Raw genomic sequence first — 19,522 nt, 5'->3', positions numbered from 1 at the left:
TGGAAAGTGAGGCTACAGCATAAGTGATGAGAATATCGATACACACAATCCTTATTTAGTCGTAATCTACTTAAAAGTAGCTCTATTGGTTCAACGAATTCTCATCGTTCAATAGTTATTTGCATATGTGCTGCGTATTCTACTAGTCTCGCAGCAACTTCAGCGGTTACGATCTCCCCTACAACCACCAGATGAATCTTATTCGGATGGATAACTTCCTCCTTCCTTCTTCTAACTGATCCTTTCTGGTTTAGCGGTGGGAGTTCGCATTTAATCATCTAAGGTAATTAACCATTGTATTGAATCGAACTGTTTTAATAGCCTTCATGCGGTTTTTGAAGAATAGCTGTTCTATACTGTGCTTGTTTTGTTTGCTGGTTAACAGGTTGTTCTATCGTTTTTATATCGCTGTTCCCGCTACAGGCCAACGGACAAATTAGAATTCGTGGCTTCCTAATCCTATCAATAGTTATTTGCTGGTTGTTCAATTAATCTATTGTTGTGTTAGTCGATATATTCAGATTATTCGTCAAATGAATGTATCCAAAACTCTCTTTTTGGTGTTTATATAAATGTAATTAATTCACGAGAATGAGATTCATGCTTTACATTCATCATAGGTTAGTTTTAGGTTAGTTATTATGGGGCTGCTGCGAAGCACCCCCTATTTATCCATCAAATTTTTCAATAGTATAGTATAGTTTTAGTTAGGTTTAGGTTTTAGGTTAAGGTAGAAGGGGGGCGCTGGGGAGCGAACCCCTTTTTTTGCGGCATTTAGTAACCTTCTCTGGTTTTTGAAGCAATACTACATTTATAGCTAAGGTTAACAGTAGTTAAAACGAGTTAGCTGATTCATAGCCTATCTTTGTAGGGTAGAATAAGAGAAAATGCCGCAGCGGCACTTCACGATATAGATTAGGTATTTCATAGGTTAGGTTTTAGGTTCAGACAAAATGGGGGCGTTGTGAAACGCCCTTTTTTTTTTGCACAATACTTTTCGGAGCGTTAATTGGGAATTTATATATGGCCTAAATACTGACCATCTTTCGGCACTATCACAAATCCATCCAATCTTTTGTTATTAAGGATTCGAGCTTCGGCCTAACATATAGCTAAGGTTAACAGTGGTTAAAACGAGTTAGCTGATTCATAGCCTATCTTTGTAGGGTAGAATAAGAGAAAATGCCGATACGGCACTTCGCGATATAGATTAGGTTTTTCATAGGTTAGGGTTTAGGTTTGCAAAAAAAGAGGGAGCGTTGTGCAGCGCTCCCTCTTTTTTTTACACCATGTTTTTATTTAGAACATTGGATCCCAAGCAGGAAGCATCACTGGCTTTTGTTCCAGCAGTTTCTTTGTATTTTCGGGTATATACTTTTTATTTACCACAAGTCGAAAAACGTATTCCGTAAACCAATCATCGGTAAACACCAGATAGCCAGATTGTCCGCTGGTAGCCCCCCAGCTGTTCTCGAATTGCCATTTTACTGTTTTTCCGTTATCATCAACGTCTACTGCCACAAGTGCCATTCCATGGGAAGAGCCACTCTCGCGGGAAAGAATTCGATCTTTCTTGTCCATTCCAAACTTAACGCCGTAGAGCGATTCCATATCGTAGTTGTTAAGCGATAGAAGTCCGTCTTCGCTGTTGAGCTGCTTGCCCACGTCGCAGGAGGTGTAAAGCGGTTCGTTGCTTTTTATCGATATGAGAGCCATTGCTTTAAGTTCGTCGGCCGGTAGGTTGAGGTATTTCCAGTTTATTCCTTCTACCACGTTTCGATAGTTCTCAATTTCGTATAGTTTATAGTATGGCCTCGACGGGTCATTCATAAACATCACATAATCCTCGAGATTTAGGTTCGGAAGCATTTGCTTTGCAAATTCTCGCGGAGTATAGGTCACCTTGGGCGAAATAACATTATCGGTTGATTGGTAGCGCCACGTGAAAGATGTAGGAGGTTCGCCGAGGTTTAGGGCTAGCATCCTGTATATCTGACTTAGTTGCTCCATCTTTAAGTTCCTGATGTCGGCAATACTCGATTTTGTTTCAACCATTCTGCGCAAGGCAAGGCCGTCTTCCCTAAGCTTGGTAGTGATGGCAGCAAGAACTTTAGAGGTGTTGCTGCTGCTATTGGTTTCGGGCATGACCTCTTTTGGAACCACACCATACTTCTTTACCAGGTTAACAAACGAGCTCCAAACCCCACCGTCGTCGATGGGCGACTTGAAGTAGAGTTCAACCAATCGATCGTCCATTGGCTTATCTGCCGTGATGATTGCGTTTTCGAGGAATAGGTTCGATTTTTCGAGAATATCGTAAAAGTAGAGATAGTTTTCGGAGAATTCGAAGGAGGCAACCTTTAGCTTATCAATGACTACAGGGCGGAAGAGGTTTAGGCTGGTAAACATCCAGCAACGGCCCGAACTCTTTTGGTCGGTAATGCCCTTTACCTTTACCTTATACTTAAAGTAGCTATCGGTCTTACCAACATTCTCGCGGTTCAGTGTCAACTTTTTTGCGTCGTTGGCCGATAGTGCGTTGGTAACGGCTTTGGCATAGGGATCGGAGTTGCTGTAGCCCTTCTTAATCCTAGTGAGGGCATCGGGGGTGATGCTTTGCTGGGCAACCAGTAGTATGGGTGCCACAAGAAGTAGTAATACTCCCAAAAGTTTCTTATTCATGGTTAAGCTTTTTGTGGGTTATGAATGTCTGAATTTAAAATCGTTATTTTGATGGTTTGATGCTTGGCAAGTTAATAGGTTTATACAATTTCTAAAACTCTTTATCCGATGATTAAAAAAATCACAACGTTACTTTGCTTATCCATGTTTGCTATGGCAGCAATGGCTCAAGTGAATATCTATGACACTAAGGCGGATGCACAGGCCGACTTAAAAAAGGCAATTGAAAGAGCCAAAGTTGAAGGTAAGCATGTTTTTGTCCAGGTGGGTGGCAACTGGTGCCCTTGGTGCGTTAGGTTTCACAACCTAACCGACACCAATGCGGTGTTGAAAAATACGCTTGAAACGAATTTTGTGGTAGTAAGGGTTAATTACAGCAAGGAGAATAAGAATGAGGCTGCCCTCGAGCAGTTGGAGTTTCCTCAGCGCTTTGGATACCCAGTGTTTGTTATTCTTAATGCAGAAGGCAAGCGGATTCACACCCAAAGTTCCGGTTACTTAGAGCAGGGCAAGGGATACGACGAAAAGGCCGTGAATGACTTTCTAAAGGCATGGACACCCGCAGCAGTGAATCCTGAAACGTATAAAAAGAAGTAGTATTTTCTCCATAAAAAAAGCTGGTTGCATCAAATGCAGACCAGCTTTTTTTATATCAGTATTATTGGATTAGATCAGTTCAAGCTTAACCACATTCTCCACGTGGTGGGTATGGGGAAACATATCAACCGGTTGAACCTCTACGACCTTATATTTTTCGCTTAGTAGCGATATGTCGCGCGCCTGAGTTGCCGGGTTGCAGCTTACATACACAATGCGCTTTGGACTTGCAAGAAGTAGGTTTTTAGCAACATCTTCATGAATGCCTGCACGGGGAGGATCAAGGATAACAACGTCTGGGTATCCATGCTGCTTCATAAAGGCTGGCTTGAGCATATCCTTCATATCACCGGCAAAGAAAATGGTATTTCCAATCCCATTAATTTTTGAATTCTCCCGAGCATCCTCTATGGCTTCTGGCACATACTCAATACCAATGACCTTTTGTGCATTGCGTGCAATAAAGTTGGCAATGGTTCCCGTTCCGGTGTAGAGGTCATACACCACTTCCTTACCCGTTAATTCGGCAAAGGATCGGGTTATGCTATACAGCTGGTAAGCCTGCTTGCTGTTGGTTTGGTAAAAAGATTTTGGACCAACCTTGAAGTGTAAATCCTCCATCTTCTCAAGAATATGATCCTTTCCGTGGAAGAAGTGTATCTCTAGATCGTTGATGGTATCGTTGAACTTTGGATTGATTACAAAGAGGAGTGAGGTGATAACCGGAAATGCTTCCTTAAGGTGCGTAAGTAGGCCTTCGATTACCTCGCGATTATCTTCGTTGAATACAACAATAACCATTACCTCGCCAGTTTCGGAGGTGCGAACAATCAGGTTTCGAAGTAATCCCGTATGGTTTCTAACATCGTAGAACTCCGCATTATTCTTAATGGCCCATGCATAGGCCGAATTACGAATAGCGTTTGATGGTTCGGGTTGAAGGTAGCAATTGTTGAGATTAAGTATTTTGTCGAACATTCCGGGAATATGAAACCCCAAGGCTCTCGTGTCCTTTGGCTGATCGGGATTTGCCTCTTCCTCCTCCTTCATGATCCACCTTCGGTTGGAGAAGGTGTATTCCAACTTGTTGCGGTAGTGGGTGGTGAGTTCTGATCCAAGAATAGGATTTACCTCCGGTAGCGTAAGCTTTCCAATGCGCCTAAGCTGATCTTCGACCTGCTTTTGCTTGAATTTCAGTTGCTCGGGGTAGGGTAAAAACTGCCATTTGCATCCGCCACAGGTTCCAAAATGTTCACAAAACGGATCTTGTCTAAGGTCAGATAATTTCACGTATCGGGTGATATACCCCTCCATAAAGCTTGTGCGCTTGCGGGTTACCTGCACATCTACAATATCGCCGGGAACAGCATAGGGCACAAATAAAACTTTTTCATTCACACGGGCTATGGCTTTTCCCTCGGCAGCAATATCGGTAATAAGCACATTTTCGATCAATGGCTTCTCCTTGTTCTTTCTCACTATGGTCCGTTTAATTTTGGCGCAAAGATAGAACGATTTTATAGAATTGACGATTTTGGATTAGTGGGTAATCGGATGCCGGAAACAATTATGTAAATTGTTGGTTTAAAAGAAAACGAAGGCGCAAATGGATACGTTAACGCATATGGCTCTTGGGGCCGTTGTTGGCGAGGTGGTCGGTGGGAAGATCCTAGGTCGGAGAGCTGCCGTTGCAGGCATGCTTATTGCCCTCTTGCCCGATTTGGATGTTGCGGTTCAACCCTTTCTGGACAGTGCAACCAGCATGCTTTTTCATCGTGGAATTACCCATTCCTTCCTTGTTTGGCTGATTATTTCACCTCTGATTGGCTATTTAATCTGGCGCCATTTTCGATCTACGTCTCGAAATGCATGGTATTTAGTCGCCATCTCAGCATGGTTTTCGCACATATTTATAGATGGGTTTAACAGTTACGGTACGGCATGGTTTCTCCCTTTTTCGTCCTATCGGGTGGCTATTGGCTCCATCGCTGTTGTTGATATTTTCATTACTCTTCCGCTTTTGTTTTTTTTGGTTGCTCTTGTGCTGAACAGAGAGAAGAGCATCTTTCGGCATTCTCGATGGCTACTAGGCTATATTGCGTTTTATATTGTCTTATCGCTTGCGCTTCAACATAGCGTTGAGGCACGGGCCGAGGTTGCATTTAACGATAAAGGTATTGTGGTAGATCGAATTAAGGCATATCCAACACCTTTTATTCCCTTGGTTTGGCAGGTGGGAGGCGAAACGGATAGTAGTTTTGTTGTGGCAAATCAGGGCGTTTTTAAGAATAGTTCATGGGATTTTTATCCCTTTAGGAAGAATTGGAATCTACTTTTACCCTTAGTATCCAACCGGGAAGTTGCGCGTGCTATTCGCTTTACTCAAGGGCAGTATATCGTGAGGCAAAGTTCCGATACCCTTTTTATCTCTGATTTACGATTGGCTCCACTCGTGCTCGATGGCGATAGCAGCCAATTTGTTGTTTCCTTCCCCATTAGCGTTCGTGCAGGAGTCATTACCGTTGGCAAGGCCTACCCTAAACGCAATTTCTCTAAAAAAACTTTTTCGAAGTGGGTTGGGTTTGCATTTTAAATGCATCAATGCTGACGTAAAGATGTGTCTATTCTCTTGGCGAAAAGTCTTTTTTTTCCTTGATATCTCATGGATAATTAATGATGTGATACGAATGCTTTGGGCTTTTAAGTAAAACTCTCTAAATAAAAACTAAGAAGATAGTTGTATAACTAAAAATATAGTTATATCTTTCGGAAAAGTTTTTGATATGGAAGAACCGAAGGATTTAACGCGAGCAGAAGAAGAGGTAATGCAAGCCTTGTGGAAGATAGAGAAAGGTTTCGTAAAAGATATTCTGGATATGTTTCCCGAGCCAAAGCCTGCCTATAATACCGTTTCGACTATTGTTCGCATTTTGGAGAAGAAGGGTTTTGTGGATCACAATGCTTTTGGTAAGACCCATGAGTACTTCCCCGTAGTTTCGAAGGACAATTACTCAAAATCGTATGTTAAGACCTTCGTGCGGGGCTATTTCAGTAATTCTTTTAAGCAGATGGTCTCCTTCTTTGCTAAGGAAGAGAACCTCTCTGTGGCCGAGATGGAGGAGATCGTAAAAACAATGCAGAAGGAAATCGATAAACAGAAAGGAGTCTAGTAATGGAAGCATTTGCCATCTATCTTCTAAAGTCGAGCCTATTTATGGCGGCCTTTTATATGGTATATACCCTTTGGCTACGCAATGAAACGCACTTTTCCGTCAATAGAGTTTACCTATTGCTCTCGCTGGTTACCTCAATGGGATTACCGTTTGTTTCGATACCCTCATACCAAGCAACAGCCGTTGGGAAGGGAATTGCCACGCTTGGCAACGTATTGCTGCCCGGTGTAACCGTTATTGGTAATGCGGGTGAGGGGCAAAGTAGTATAACTTGGTTGGCTGCCATTTATTTGGTTATTGCCTTAGGTTTACTAGCGATTGTATTCTACCATATCGTCAAGGTGTTCTATAAAATAAGAAAGGAGAATCGTTCAAGCATTTCAATACCCGGAGTTCGGGTGGTGGAGGGCGATCAGTTTGATGTTCCTTTTTCCTTCTTCAACAGAGTTCATGTTCCTAAAAATCAATATACCGAAGAGCAGCTGAAAGTTGTTCTCCGACACGAAATGGTTCACGTGCAGAAGCGGCATTCGGCCGATGTGGTTTTTGCATGGGTAGTTTGCTCCGTGTGGTGGGTTAATCCCTTTGCTTGGATGTTGCTGCGAGCCATCCGTGAGGTACATGAATATGAAGCCGATAGTATATCGAAAGGACAAGGCGCCAGTCCTGCGGAGTACATTCGGTTGATGCTGGAAACTGCAATGCCGGGACTTGTGCCCGCGTTGAGTACCGGCTTTAATAAACCATTAACTCTAAAACGTTTAGCTATGATCACAAAAGAAAAATCAGCTGCTATGTCGGCGTTGAAGTATCTACTTGCAGTTCCTGCAGGGCTACTTCTTGTATTTGTTTTTAGCACCAGTTCCTGTTCCAAAAAGGAGGAGATAAAGACTCCCGAAGCACCCGCCTCAGTTGAGGCTTTAGTTGAAAAGGTTATTGTAACGGATACAATTATTCCCGATGCGAAGCAGGAATCGAAAGAGGTGTTCTTTATTGTCGAGAAGATGCCTAGTTTCCCCTATCATGGTGTGGCAGGGCAAGCCGGATTCGAGAAATACATTAGTGACAATGTGAAGTATCCACAGGAAGCAATGGATAAGGGAAAGCAAGGCAAGGTATACGTATCCTTTATAGTGGAAAACGATGGAACTATTTCTAATGCAAAGATTATTAGGGCTGTGGATAAGGTTCTGGACGAGGAGGCTCTTCGCGTTGTGAAAACTGCCCCTAAATGGATACCTGGAAAGCAGAGAGGTGTAAACGTTGCAGTTGGCTATACCTTCCCTATTATCTTTAAGTTGCAATAAAAAAAAGCATAAATGCGATTATTCCTTCTAACAATACTTCTTGGCTCGGGGCTTATGCTCCGAGCACAAAATTATTCCGAGTTAAGTTTATCCTTAATTCAGGGCAATTATGGTCAGGTGATTGCCATTGGACGTCCTCTGATTGAACGGGGCGATACAAGCGGAAAACTTTTGGAATTGCTAGCAACAGCCCATGAGGGTTTGGAACAGAAGGATAAGGCGCTCGATTACTATCAACGTGCGCTTACCATTGCCCCCACCAGCCTTTCGTTGCAAAATAGCATTGGACGTTGCCTTTTAGGGTTGGGGCGAATAACCGAAGCTAGTAATGTGTTTTCTGAGGTCTTGGCCGTCGATTCCACTCATTTTTTTGCCAACAATCAGCTGGGGAAAATACTATTCGCCCAGAGGGAGTATGGAAAGGCAGCGACGATTTATGGGAAGTTGATTGTTGTGGATACCACCAACTACTACTTCTTTAAGCAGGCTGGAGAGTGCTTTAATCAATTGGGCTTTAATCCATTTGCCATCAATTTGTTTTCACAGGCGTTTCAATTAAATCCGCGTGATCCAGGACTTGCGGTTTCGCTTGCTGTTTGCCTGCTCAAAGCAGGAGACGCAACGCCTGCCCTCGAGGTAATTGATAAGGCACAGCAATACGATTCGCTGAATATTCCACTGCTTCGCTATGAGGGTTATATCTATTTTGGGGTAAAAAACTACGAGAATTCGGATAGCATATTCTACAAGTTGATCGACATGGGCGACACTAGCTTTTTTAGCTTATCGCATCTTGGTTTATCGCTTATGGGTCGGAACTATATTTTTAGGGCCATTAAGCCTTTGATACGTGCCTATGAGATCGATTCCACCAACTTTGAGGTGCTATGCAATTTAGCTGTTGCCGCTTCGCAGGTGGAAAGCCCTGAGCGGGGTTTATACTACTATCAGAAGTTGGAACAAGTTCTTAAGCCAAACCCCAATAAACTGGCGGCAGTTTTCTCTGGTAGAGGAGATATTTATCGCAAGCAAAATAAATACGAACAGGCCTACGAGTGGTTTTTGAAGGCCTATGCTACTGAACCTGGTAATCTGTTGCACCTAGCTAATGCAGGCCAAGCCATGTATTACAAGAAGGATTATACTAGAGCCAAAAAATGCTACCTCGAATTTATTGAAACCTACGATAGGAGATCGCTTCAGGGTCATGATTTTGCTCAAGACAGAGAGGTATTTTCTACAAATCAATATGTTCGAAACCAGCTAAAGAGTGCCGATACAGAGGAGTTTTTTCAAGGGAAAACGCCACCGAACAGTAAACCAGCCAAGAAGCAATAGTTTACACAGGGTGATTTCAGCAGCAGATGTTTGAAATCACTTTTTTTTGGATTGCTTAGAGTCGAATAAGTAGTTGAAGTGTTATGAATCCTTTGAGTTGGCAAAATCAATTCGAATTATTTGTAATAGTTCAAAATTACTGTTTGGACTTCAAAATTCGCAATCCTTTTAGTAAACACACTGCAACTTTTCTACCTTTGCACTGTTACTTTTCTGCTAATAAAATAACAGAACGTGTTTTTAATAGGTCTCTCTGGTAGTTTTCTACCATACATTCTAGCCTTTGCTTTTTCCTGGATACTTCTGGGAAACGCTAGTGTGACGGCTTCCGAGACCGATAGCAGCACCAGCACAACGCTTACAATTTCGCATGAAATTAATACTACGGTTAGCCTTGAACGGTGTGCGCATTTTTATGCAGACGCTGCCATTGTTAGCCCTTCAAGTGTTCTTCTATCACAATTCGTTTTACCATTCGATTGGGAAATCCCGCATCAGGTTTTTTGTCCCGAACCCGGCTTTCTTCTCGCTTCTAATAAGCGTGGTCCTCCTCAAATCTAACAACTAATTTTCTTCGTGAACTAATGATGCAAGCCATTCGTCTTGGCTAATGCTGCATCGTATGTTCGTGTATGAAGAGCGTATCGAAACTCGCGTATTCATCGGGTTTGATTAAGAATTGTTAGACACAATTGGGAATATTTACTACAATGAGGTATCGAATTATACTGATAATAGTTAGTTCTGTTTTCTGGACGCAGCTTTTTGCTCAGATTGATGGCACTACAAATCAGGTGTTGGTGATAGAAAGGGGTACGGGCAAACCGCTGCCCTATGCGGCTGTTTGCTGGCAGAACCTAGCTGGTGGAAATACAGGACATAGCATTACCAACGAGTTGGGATTTGCCAAACTGGATAATATTCAGGGACAAATGTTGGTCGCGGTATCCTGCTTAGGCTACAAGACCTTTCTTGATACGCTAAAATTTGGCCAAAATATCACCGTCGAAATGGCGGAAGATATTTTCAACCTCGATCAGGTTACCGTTACCGGAACTCGCACGCCACGTTCACTTAAAGAGACACCCATACTCACACAGCTGGTTACTCGGAGGGATATTCAAAGCACTTCGGCCCTAACCGTTAAGGATGTATTGGAAATGGAGATTCCAAGTATAGAGATGGGCCAGCATGGTGGAGGTGCTACCCTAAAAACGCAGGGGTTGGAGGGGAAATACACCTTGGTGCTTATTGATGGGGAGCGTATGGCTGGCGAAACCGATGGCAATGTAGATTTTTCACGGATTAGTGCCGTTAACATTGAGCAGGTTGAAATTGTCAGGGGTGCCGGCTCTGCGCTCTATGGGTCGAACGCATTGGGTAGCGTAATCAATATCATTACAAAGAAACCCGGTAAGAGTATAGACGTGGCAATTGATCTCCAGTATGCTGAGCAAAACCAGCAGAATAACTCCAGTGCCGAGATTGCTACCTACGAGGACCAGTATCTAAGGACATTTTATCGAAATCAGGATAGGCCGAATCTAAACGGGAATGTATCCATTGGTTTTAAAAATAGTCAGTGGTATACAAATTCTTTTTTTGGGTTCAAGAGTGAGGATGCTTTTAAGTTGTTCAATACAAAGGGGCAAACCAAGTATTTTTCGGTTCAAGACTCTATGGTACACGAAGAGGTTAGCTCAGTACCCACCGAAGTGAATGGGTTTCGGGACTATACCTTGTCGAACAAATCGGGCTATAAGGGTGCTGTTTGGAGTGCCGAAATTCGCGGAAGCTACTACAACCATGAGGAGTTTGACTTTTCCCGCAATGGGAGCCATGATCTTTATACCGATTATACTCTGGGTGGCTTTGGCGAACGAAAGATTGGCAACCGTTCTGCTCTGCGGCTCTCTTTCAACCACGATGTGTATGGGAAATACGACCATTCGGAGAAGAATGGTGAAAACAGCCTTAACTACGAGAATGGCTTTGACAATGCAAAGCTAATTTTCAATGGCAACTACAAAACACGGCACGCCATTCAGACTAGTTTGGAATTTCAGCATGAGTATCTCAAGAGTGCTATGTTTGTTGCCAACAGCAATATTTACCATGATATTTCCGATGTGGTTGTGGTGCTTCAGGATGAGTTTTCTGTTACGCCTAGCGTGGGGATTGTGGCAAGTTTACGTTCGGGTTACAACTCTGTTTATGGCGAGAATTTTACCCCATCGGTTACCATTCGGTCGGTGCATGGATTCTGGAACTATAGGTTAACCTATGGCCAGGGATTCCGCTCTCCCACGCTCAAGGAACTATACTCGGAATGGAGCCATTTGGGGATGTTTACCATATATGGCAATAAGGATTTAAAAACCGAAACCAGCAATTTCTTCTCCTTTTCAACCGACTATGTAAACACCAACCGGAAGCTCAATGCCACGTTAATTGCCTCCTACAACCATCTTTCGCAAAAGATCAACGGCTACTGGTCCGAAAACCAATCGGAGTTTCACTATTCAAATTTCGAACGATGGAGGGTGTTCTCTACCGAGTTGCTGGCACGCTGGAGAGTGGTACCTCGTGTTCAACTAAAGGCCGGGTATGTATATTACAAAGTGTTCGAAAGCAGCGAACGAGTAAAGCAGGCAGCCATTTGTCCGCATAGCGTTACGACTCAGGCCGAATACACTCTAAAGAAGGGGCGATATGAGCTGGTGGCAAATCTTTCGGGGCGGATTACCGGGCCAAAGGATGTTAGCGAGCTGGATGCCGGCAATAACCAATTCTACCACACCTCATATCCGGTTTACTCTCTTTGGAACCTTAATTTATACCATCGCCTTGGAGAACATTTTGCTATAAATACTGGGGTTAAAAACCTTTTCAACTACAAAGCTCCAATTGTGACATTTAACACATCCACTTCGGTGGGACGCCGGTTTTATGTGTCGGTGGCCTATAATTTTTAAAAACAATGAAACCTAATACAAACAGAATATGATGAAAAAGCAATTAATTATTTCATGTTTCGCTCTTTTGAGTGCAACCGTTTTTGTATCATCCTGCCAAAAGGATGATAACTCCGTAACCCCAGCTGTGGGAAGCGTTGTAACTTTAAATGCTTCGGCCTTCGACAAGTGGACTTACTTCTCGTTTGAGACCGGTGTCGTGGCGACTGTGGCCGATTTCAAGAAGTCCACCGATTGGGATATTGCCTTTCACCGTGGCGATATTCGCGTAAACTGTGGCGCATCGGGAATTGGTCAAGGTGGCTCGTATAATGCCGGCAAGGTTCCCTTCGCCTCAGTTACGGAGGCACCTACTTCGGGATATTCGCTGAATACAACCATTAATATTTTGGAAGTGTATGCACAACCATTAGTATATGTTAATGTTCCCGGCGATACGCTTGTAAGCAAATGGATTACCTCCGTTAACTCCAACAATGGTCCTCCTGGCTATCTCTTTTCCGATGACATCTTCGTAATTAGAACCGCCAAGGGAAAATATGCAAAAGTTTGGCTGAAAGATTATTATAACGAAGCAGCATTGGGCGGTTATATTACCATGAAGTATGCTTTCCAAAAGGATGGTAGCCGGAAGTTTGAGTAACGGTTCGCATTCGACTTAAAACCATAAAAGGGGAGCTAAATGGTTCCCCTTTTATCATCTATTGTGAAGGTCGACAATCAATTCACAATTTTAATCTCGGTCAACAATACCAAAAACACCCTCATTCCCGCCAAATTTTGCTACTTTTGCACCCTAAACACTTGAGGAAATATGGTTTCGGTAAATGATGTTTGGGTCTCTTTTGGCGGTTTCGATTTGCTAAAGGGGATCTCCTTTATGATAAATCCCCGCGATAGAATAGGATTGGTTGGGCGCAATGGTGCAGGGAAATCTACCCTTTTAAAGATACTATATGGGATGCAGAAGCCCACATCGGGTAATATAAGTTCAGTTTCGGGGTCTACATTGGGATACTTAGCCCAAACCATTGAAGTGAAAGACGGAAGAACTGTGATGGAAGAGGCATCTCTTGCCTTTTCGGATGTGCTGGAGATGGAGAAAGAGATGGAGTATTTGAGCCATGAGGTTTCTACGCGCACCGATTACGAATCGGACGAGTATTCTAAATTGGTGGAGCGTTACTCGGATGTCAACGAACGCCACGCGATGGTGGGAGGAGCTAGCCTCGAAGGGGAAGTGGAGAAAACGCTGCTTGGACTGGGTTTTGAACGAAAAGATTTTGTGAGGCAAACATCCGAGTTCTCGGGTGGATGGCGAATGCGTATTGAGTTGGCAAAGATTCTCCTCCAACGGCCTAACCTCATCCTGCTCGATGAGCCTACAAATCACCTCGACATTGAAAGTATTCAATGGTTGGAAGATTACCTAACCGAATATCCGGGAGCGGTAGTTCTTATTTCGCACGACAGGGCATTCCTTAATAACGTTACCAATAGAACGGTTGAAGTTGTTCTGGGCAAAGTCCATGATTATAAAGCTTCCTACTCGCACTATATGGAGCTGCGTAAGGAACGACGTGAGCAGCAGATGGCCGCGTACCTTAACCAGCGAAAGATGATTGAGGATACCGAAGACTTTATCAATCGGTTCCGATCAAAGGCTACCAAGGCTGTTCAGGTTCAGAGTAGAATTAAGCAGCTGGACAAGGTTGAGCGGCTCGAAATAGATGAGGAAGATACCTCTGCCATGAACATTAAGTTCCCTGCGGCTCCCCGATCGGGACAGGTGGTGATGGAGGCCGAAGACCTAACCAAGGCATTTGGAAAACATGTGGTGTTCTCGGACGTGAATATTAAGATTGAGCGGGGCGAAAAGGTCGCTTTTGTCGGTCGAAATGGTGAGGGAAAATCAACACTTTCGCGTATTGCCGTTGGCGATTTAGAAGCAACCAAAGGGTTTGCTAAAATGGGCCACAATGTGCTTGTAGGCTATTTTGCCCAAAATCAGGACGACCTGATGGACGGCAATATGACCGTTTTTGAAACCATCGATGATATTGCTGTTGGCGATATCCGCACAAAAATTCGGGATATTCTTGGCGCCTTTCTTTTTCGCGGTAGCGATGTCGACAAAAAGGTAAAGGTGCTTTCGGGTGGTGAGCGTTCGCGTCTGGCCATGGCCAAGTTGATGTTTCAACCCTATAACCTACTGATTCTTGATGAGCCTACGAACCATATGGATATCGTTTCGAAGGATATTCTGAAGGAGGCACTCAGGAAATATGATGGCACCATGATTATTGTGTCGCACGATAGAGAATTCCTCGATGGGTTGGTTGATAAGCTCTTTGAGTTTAGAGGTGGAAAAGTGAAGGAGCATTTAGGCGGAATTTATGACTTCTTGAAGCGCCGCAAGATGGAATCGCTTAAGGAGTTAGAACGAAAGACCGTAGCACAACAGACGGAATCGGCAGCAAAGTCGACCGGAGAGAATAAACTCTCCTATGCCGAGAGGAAGGAGATGGATAAGGTAATCCGTAAGGTGGTTACGCGCATTACCGATTGTGAAAAGAAGATTGAAGCCAAGGAGGCCGAGATCGCTAAGATAGATATTTTGCTTGCAAATCCAGAGCAGAATACGCCAAACCAGTCTGTTAGCGATGTATTTAGGCACTATCAAGAACTGAAGCACGAGGTTGAGGGATTGCTTGCCGACTGGGAATTGTTGAATTCTGAGAAGGAGAAGCTGGAGCAGGAACGTGGGATAATTTAGTCTCTGAAATATATAACAACTCGGAGTTCTTGTTGCCAGATAATAATTTTGTTTCCATTATGAAGAATCACGTTCTTGAATTAGGCGTAGATTAACTCATGTAGTTTAGTTTTTTTATATTGCATAACAATACTATCGAAATACAATACAGTTGTAATGCTTAAAACCTATCGTTCGCCTTTTCGCACAACAATACTGATTGCTCTTGGAGTAGTTATGGTGTCGTGTGCAGGCAACCGTCGGGCTCAGCAATCGGTAAAACTTACCGACAGCTACAACCCCGCGGCCAATTCGGTTCACCCAGAGGTTAAGGTATTTCATTTGAACGATTCTCTTTCGGAGCTCAATATTCTATTCTATCCAAAGGAGATATTGATGAGCACAAGTAATCCAGATTCCGTTCTGCGAGGAAGTGTTCGTTTTAACATGGAGCTCTATAACGTAAAGGATAGTTTGGTTGCAGTTGATACCGCTTCGCTTGTGGTGACAATCGATCAAAATAGCCTTCGAAAACCAAGCATGTATAGCAAGTTACCGGTTAGGGCAACCCTCGGTGAGTGCTATGTGATGAAATTTTCGGTAACCGATGTGCTGAGGGAGCAAACTGCAATTGTTCTGATGATGGTGGATAAGACCAACCGTAATACGGGACAATGGTATAGAACAACCAATCCCGATGGCTCTGTTTTCTTTGGGATGGCGGTGCGCGAGGGCGGTATCGTTATGGTTGATCATCCTATGCGGAGCCTCGATAGCACGTATATATTTTTCTACCGAAATCTTTCGGTATCGCCGCCACCGGTAAGGGCCATAAGAGAGTATTTGCCAGAATTGCCCGATAGCGTATGGAAAATCGGAGGCAAGAGAGTTTCTTTTCCATACGAAGGTACATACTGTATCAGTGCTGATTCCTCACAAGGAAAAGGGTTAATGCTGGGAAGATTTACTACCGGGTTTCCCCGCCGGGTTTCGCCAAATCAACTTGTGGAATCGATGGTGTATATCGAATCGCGCGTAACGGATAGTGGATTTACTGCAACAAATAGTAAACTTCTGTTGGATAGTCTATGGCTTTCGAGAACCGGCAATCACGAAGCATCACGCGAACTGATTCGCATATATTATAATCGATTATTTCTGGCCAACTATTATTTTTCGTCGTATAAGGAGGGTTGGAAGACGGATAGAGGTATGATTTTTATGGTATATGGACTTCCTACTCGAATTTTTAGGTATGGGCTAAACGAGGTTTGGATTTATGGACATGCGAGTGGGAAAAAGTCTACTCGGTTCCATTTTAGGTATAAACCCGGTAGTGCCAGTCCCAACGATTTCGTTTTGGATTACATGCGTTCCAGTAACCTAAAGTGGAGCGTAATTGAGGATGGTTGGAAAAAAGGAAAACCATTTATTTACGAGGAAGAGGATGAAGACAACATGGAATAACAGTTGTTTTTCCCCAAAATCGGTTTGAAATTGAAGTAAAGAAAACGTAATAATAGAGTAAAGTGGAAAGATCGAACAATTTCCGAAAAGACGGAGACAGACACGGCGATAGCCACCGTGATAAGAGCGGTAACAGCAGCGGAAGTAGCAATCGTGATGGCGGAAGCAGCCGTGAAGGTAGCCGATTTGGCAATCGCGATGGTGGAAGCAGCCGTGAGGTTAGCCGATTTGGCAATCGCGATGGTGGAAGCAATCGTGAAGGTAGCCGATATGGTAATCGTGATGGCGGTAGCAGCCGTGAAGGTAGCCGATATGGTAATCGCGATGGTGGAAGTAGCCGCGAAGGCTCCCGCGAGCGCAGCGGTGAGGGCAACCGGGATCAGTATTCCGATAATAAGGTGAGACCCGATAAGGGCGACTTAGTTTTTGGGATACGGCCAATCATGGAAGCAGTAAATGCTGGCCGCACAGTCGAAAAGGTATTGGTTAAGAAAGATTTGGATGGCGAACTTTACAATGAGCTTTTCGATCTTCTGTTACAGCACAACATCCCGGTTTCAAAGGTTCCAATCGAGAAATTGAATAGAGTTACTTCCAGTAATCATCAGGGAGTTGTAGCATATATGTCGCCCATAGAGTTTGCCGAATTGGAAGACCTTATTCCGGCAATCCTCGAAACAGGTAAAGTGCCCTTGGTTCTGCTGCTCGATCAGGTGAGCGATGTAAGAAACTTTGGTGCCATTGCCCGTAGTGCCGAGTGTGCAGGTGCCGATGCCATCATTATTCCTCTACAAGGATCGGCCCAGATTAATGCCGATGCCCTAAAGACTTCGGCCGGAGCATTGAATATTATTCCGGTGTGTCGTGTAAAACTGTTAAAATACGCAACGCTATACCTTCAGCAGAATGGATTTCAGGTAGTGGCTGCCACCGAAAAAGCGGATGCCAGTCTCTATAGTGTTGATTTAACCATTCCTACTGCCATTGTTATGGGAGCGGAGGATACTGGTGTCTCCAACGAGATTTTAAAGATTGCCAATAAGCGGGTAAAGATCCCTCTTGTGGGCAAGATCGATTCTCTCAACGTATCGGTTGCTGCTTCGATAATGCTATTTGAGGCCGTAAGACAACGATCATTGGGCAGCAAATCGTAATAGATATTTCTTTTAGAATAAAAAAGCCGTGGGTTTACACCTACGGCTTTCTTATGGTGCGATATCAGTGTTAAGCCACTACAACCCCAATTAGTTTACCTATACCGAAGGTTATGGCCGCGGCTAGCAGTCCGAAAACAACCATGCGCATGCCCGAAAAGAGAATGCTCTTTCCTGTAAACAACGTAATGGCAGCTCCAAGGATAAAGAGACCAATCACGCTAAAGCCCAAGCTGGTTATGGTAGCTGTATAGCCCGATAGGAATAGGAACGGCACTAGCGGAATTACCGCACCTATGGTAAAGAGGAAGAATGAGGTAAGTGCAGCTTCCCATGCCGATCCGCCTAGGTCGTTCTGGTCAATGCCCAACTCTTCACGAACCAGCGTATCCACTGCAGTCTCCTTGTTTTCCATCACTTTACTTGCCATCTGTTCAGCCACATCTTTGGCAATGCCTTTCGATTGATAGATGAGCGACAATTCCATTTGCTCCTCCATGGGAGATGTTTCGAGTTCGGTCTGTTCCATTTGAATCTGCTTCATATAGAGTTCTCTGGAACTTTGAACCGAAAGCCATTCGCCCAGTGCCATAGAGATTGATCCGGCAAGCATACCGGCAAATCCGGCAATTATGATTGGCTTGTTTCCGCTGCTGGCCCCTGCTACACCCATTATTAGACTAAGGTTTGAAACCAGACCATCGTTGGCACCCATTACAGCAGCTCTTAGGGCATTTCCTCCTACCGATTTGTGTCGACCCTCCAGCTTGGCAAGGTTTCCTCCTGCCACTCCAGTGGACGATTCGTATATATTGGTTAGGATGGTAGCATGGTTCATCTCATTACCCGATTGGGTTTCGCCCGATTCCCTTTTCATCTGGAGTGAGTTTTTTCCCATGGTTTGTTCCAACTTAATCAGATTATTCAGGATAAAGTCGAAGCCTATGATTTTGCCGACCCTTACTTGAAACCTGCTATTAAGCGACGGAGTGGGGATTGTGATTCCGGGCTCCAGCTCATGGAGCATATCCATTACTCGACCAATGTGTATCTTTTCAATCTCCGACATCTGCTTGTAGATGTCCGAAAGTGCAGAATCGTCTGTATTTTCGCTCAGCACACCATATAGGAACGAAGTGTCAACCTCGGCTTGTAGTTGTTCCAGCTACGATGAACCCCTGTAAACGCTTAGTTTACAGGGGTTTTCTATTTTCGGGGGAACGTATGGGGGACAGTTTGTGCAAAAAGAGAGAATTTTTATTTTATTCTTGTTCCTTATCCTACCACTTTTACTCCTCCAACCATCTTGGCAATTCACTTCGGGATATACCATCTTCTTAGGTATGCCTTCTTAATCGTCAAAACCTCCCAAAATCTAAGGAAAGTGCAATTGATGCACTTAACAAATGCTTCGAAGGGGTGGATAGTAATACATCCAAGTAATCGTATGGTGGTATGTATCCACGCAATAAGGAATCCAACAACTCCATTTGCGCTCATTTAATGGATATTATAACAAAATCAGCGTATTAATAACACCACAAAATCTAGCAAATTACTGATATTGAGCGATAAGGAAACAGACCAAAATACACTTAGCGCTCATTTACTGCACCTTACTCATATTCTAATAGGATAACCAACTGGATATCTTCCGTATGGAGCTGTTAATGAACGCTAAACATCCAATTGTCGATCACATGATTTCCAATGAAGTAAGCAATACGACGTATTACAGCAGAATCAAGCGTTGATAAACCTGTATTGTTCGGACTTATGAGGGGAGTGAAAATAGCGGAAATCATGTGTTCTATGTGTTCGAAACATCACATTAACCTATTTTGCAGCGCATTACATCGAACAGATAGTTTTTTGAGTAGAACACATAAATATAGCAGGGATTAACAGATAGTGATCTTCCTAAAGGTAATCTCTTGCAACTCTTAACCTCAGAAATATCTTTAATCAGGGTTACTTCCAAGCACGAGGAATAAGCCCAATTTCAGTTTGCTGGTAAGTAGGTTGATCTCCAGATTTACTGTATTTTGCTGCTTGCTTTGTCTCGCTCGTTGTT

Annotated in this window: 14 protein-coding genes; 11 read left to right on the top strand and 3 right to left on the bottom strand. The window is 43.6% G+C overall.

All coding sequences use genetic code 11. The features are described 5' to 3' along the window. Window positions 1-1,299: 1,299 nt before the first annotated feature. Window positions 1,300-2,682, bottom strand: coding sequence for a C1 family peptidase (locus BLS65_RS13445; RefSeq protein WP_092439865.1), 1,383 nt, complete (start codon window positions 2,680-2,682; stop codon window positions 1,300-1,302). A gap of 108 nt (window positions 2,683-2,790) precedes the next feature. Here BLS65_RS13445 and BLS65_RS13440 point away from each other — a divergent pair, with 108 nt between their 5' ends. After that, the gene (locus tag BLS65_RS13440; protein ID WP_092439863.1) at window positions 2,791-3,279 is read left to right on the top strand and encodes a thioredoxin family protein; all 489 of its coding nucleotides are present in this window, start codon (window positions 2,791-2,793) and stop codon (window positions 3,277-3,279) included. A gap of 69 nt (window positions 3,280-3,348) precedes the next feature. Here the strand turns inward: BLS65_RS13440 and rlmD are convergent, their stop codons facing one another. Beyond that, complete coding sequence (rlmD, locus tag BLS65_RS13435; protein WP_092439861.1) at window positions 3,349-4,761, bottom strand: 23S rRNA (uracil(1939)-C(5))-methyltransferase RlmD; 1,413 nt, start codon at window positions 4,759-4,761, stop codon at window positions 3,349-3,351. Window positions 4,762-4,885: 124 nt separating this feature from the next. Between rlmD and BLS65_RS13430 the strand changes: the two genes are divergently transcribed. From BLS65_RS13430 to rlmB, 10 genes are all read left to right on the top strand, one after another. Next, a complete protein-coding gene (locus BLS65_RS13430; protein ID WP_092439859.1) occupies window positions 4,886-5,872 on the top strand; it encodes a metal-dependent hydrolase in 987 nt (328 codons plus the stop codon). 190 nt (window positions 5,873-6,062) lie between these two features. Further along, window positions 6,063-6,449 (top strand): BlaI/MecI/CopY family transcriptional regulator, encoded by a 387-nt coding sequence (locus BLS65_RS13425; RefSeq protein WP_092439857.1) that lies wholly within the window; start codon window positions 6,063-6,065, stop codon window positions 6,447-6,449. 2 nt (window positions 6,450-6,451) lie between these two features. Further along, a complete protein-coding gene (locus tag BLS65_RS13420) occupies window positions 6,452-7,759 on the top strand; it encodes a M56 family metallopeptidase (RefSeq protein WP_092439855.1) in 1,308 nt (435 codons plus the stop codon). Window positions 7,760-7,771: 12 nt separating this feature from the next. Continuing rightward, on the top strand, window positions 7,772-9,097 hold the full coding sequence (locus BLS65_RS13415) for a tetratricopeptide repeat protein (RefSeq protein WP_092439853.1): 1,326 nt from the start codon (window positions 7,772-7,774) through the stop codon (window positions 9,095-9,097). Window positions 9,098-9,331: 234 nt separating this feature from the next. Further along, window positions 9,332-9,658, top strand: a complete 327-nt coding sequence (locus tag BLS65_RS13410; protein WP_092439851.1) for a hypothetical protein — start codon at window positions 9,332-9,334, stop codon at window positions 9,656-9,658. Between the two features lie 149 nt (window positions 9,659-9,807). Then, entirely contained in the window at window positions 9,808-12,072 is a 2,265-nt protein-coding gene (locus BLS65_RS13405; RefSeq protein ID WP_092439849.1) for a TonB-dependent receptor, read from the top strand. A gap of 28 nt (window positions 12,073-12,100) precedes the next feature. Further along, the gene (locus BLS65_RS13400) at window positions 12,101-12,715 is read left to right on the top strand and encodes an HmuY family protein (RefSeq protein ID WP_092439847.1); all 615 of its coding nucleotides are present in this window, start codon (window positions 12,101-12,103) and stop codon (window positions 12,713-12,715) included. Window positions 12,716-12,886: 171 nt separating this feature from the next. Next, the gene (locus tag BLS65_RS13395; protein ID WP_092439845.1) at window positions 12,887-14,848 is read left to right on the top strand and encodes an ABC-F family ATP-binding cassette domain-containing protein; all 1,962 of its coding nucleotides are present in this window, start codon (window positions 12,887-12,889) and stop codon (window positions 14,846-14,848) included. Between the two features lie 156 nt (window positions 14,849-15,004). Further along, entirely contained in the window at window positions 15,005-16,294 is a 1,290-nt protein-coding gene (locus tag BLS65_RS13390) for a GWxTD domain-containing protein (protein ID WP_092439843.1), read from the top strand. Window positions 16,295-16,692: 398 nt separating this feature from the next. After that, window positions 16,693-17,448, top strand: a complete 756-nt coding sequence (gene rlmB / locus BLS65_RS13385; protein ID WP_092439878.1) for a 23S rRNA (guanosine(2251)-2'-O)-methyltransferase RlmB — start codon at window positions 16,693-16,695, stop codon at window positions 17,446-17,448. Between the two features lie 70 nt (window positions 17,449-17,518). Here the strand turns inward: rlmB and BLS65_RS13380 are convergent, their stop codons facing one another. Continuing rightward, window positions 17,519-18,568: a VIT1/CCC1 transporter family protein gene (locus tag BLS65_RS13380; protein ID WP_212590554.1), complete on the bottom strand. Its 1,050-nt coding sequence runs from the start codon at window positions 18,566-18,568 to the stop codon at window positions 17,519-17,521. Window positions 18,569-19,522 lie beyond the last annotated feature (954 nt).

Source organism: Williamwhitmania taraxaci, assembly GCF_900096565.1.
GTDB lineage: Bacteria > Bacteroidota > Bacteroidia > Bacteroidales > Williamwhitmaniaceae > Williamwhitmania > Williamwhitmania taraxaci.
The sequence above is the reverse complement of the archived record's forward strand: the minus strand, read 5'-3'. Positions and strand labels throughout refer to the sequence as shown.

Bases quoted from the DNA above. Each gene is read 5' to 3' on its own strand.
- BLS65_RS13430 (WP_092439859.1), top strand. From the start codon at position 4,886: ATGGATACGTTAACGCATATGGCTCTTGGGGCCGTTGTTGGCGAGGTG.
- BLS65_RS13420 (WP_092439855.1), top strand. From the start codon at position 6,452: ATGGAAGCATTTGCCATCTATCTTCTAAAGTCGAGCCTATTTATGGCG.
- BLS65_RS13395 (WP_092439845.1), top strand. From the start codon at position 12,887: ATGGTTTCGGTAAATGATGTTTGGGTCTCTTTTGGCGGTTTCGATTTG.
- BLS65_RS13415 (WP_092439853.1), top strand. From the start codon at position 7,772: ATGCGATTATTCCTTCTAACAATACTTCTTGGCTCGGGGCTTATGCTC.
- BLS65_RS13445 (WP_092439865.1), bottom strand. From the start codon at position 2,682: ATGAATAAGAAACTTTTGGGAGTATTACTACTTCTTGTGGCACCCATA.
- BLS65_RS13405 (WP_092439849.1), top strand. From the start codon at position 9,808: ATGAGGTATCGAATTATACTGATAATAGTTAGTTCTGTTTTCTGGACG.
- BLS65_RS13440 (WP_092439863.1), top strand. From the start codon at position 2,791: ATGATTAAAAAAATCACAACGTTACTTTGCTTATCCATGTTTGCTATG.
- BLS65_RS13425 (WP_092439857.1), top strand. From the start codon at position 6,063: ATGGAAGAACCGAAGGATTTAACGCGAGCAGAAGAAGAGGTAATGCAA.
- BLS65_RS13400 (WP_092439847.1), top strand. From the start codon at position 12,101: ATGATGAAAAAGCAATTAATTATTTCATGTTTCGCTCTTTTGAGTGCA.
- BLS65_RS13390 (WP_092439843.1), top strand. From the start codon at position 15,005: ATGCTTAAAACCTATCGTTCGCCTTTTCGCACAACAATACTGATTGCT.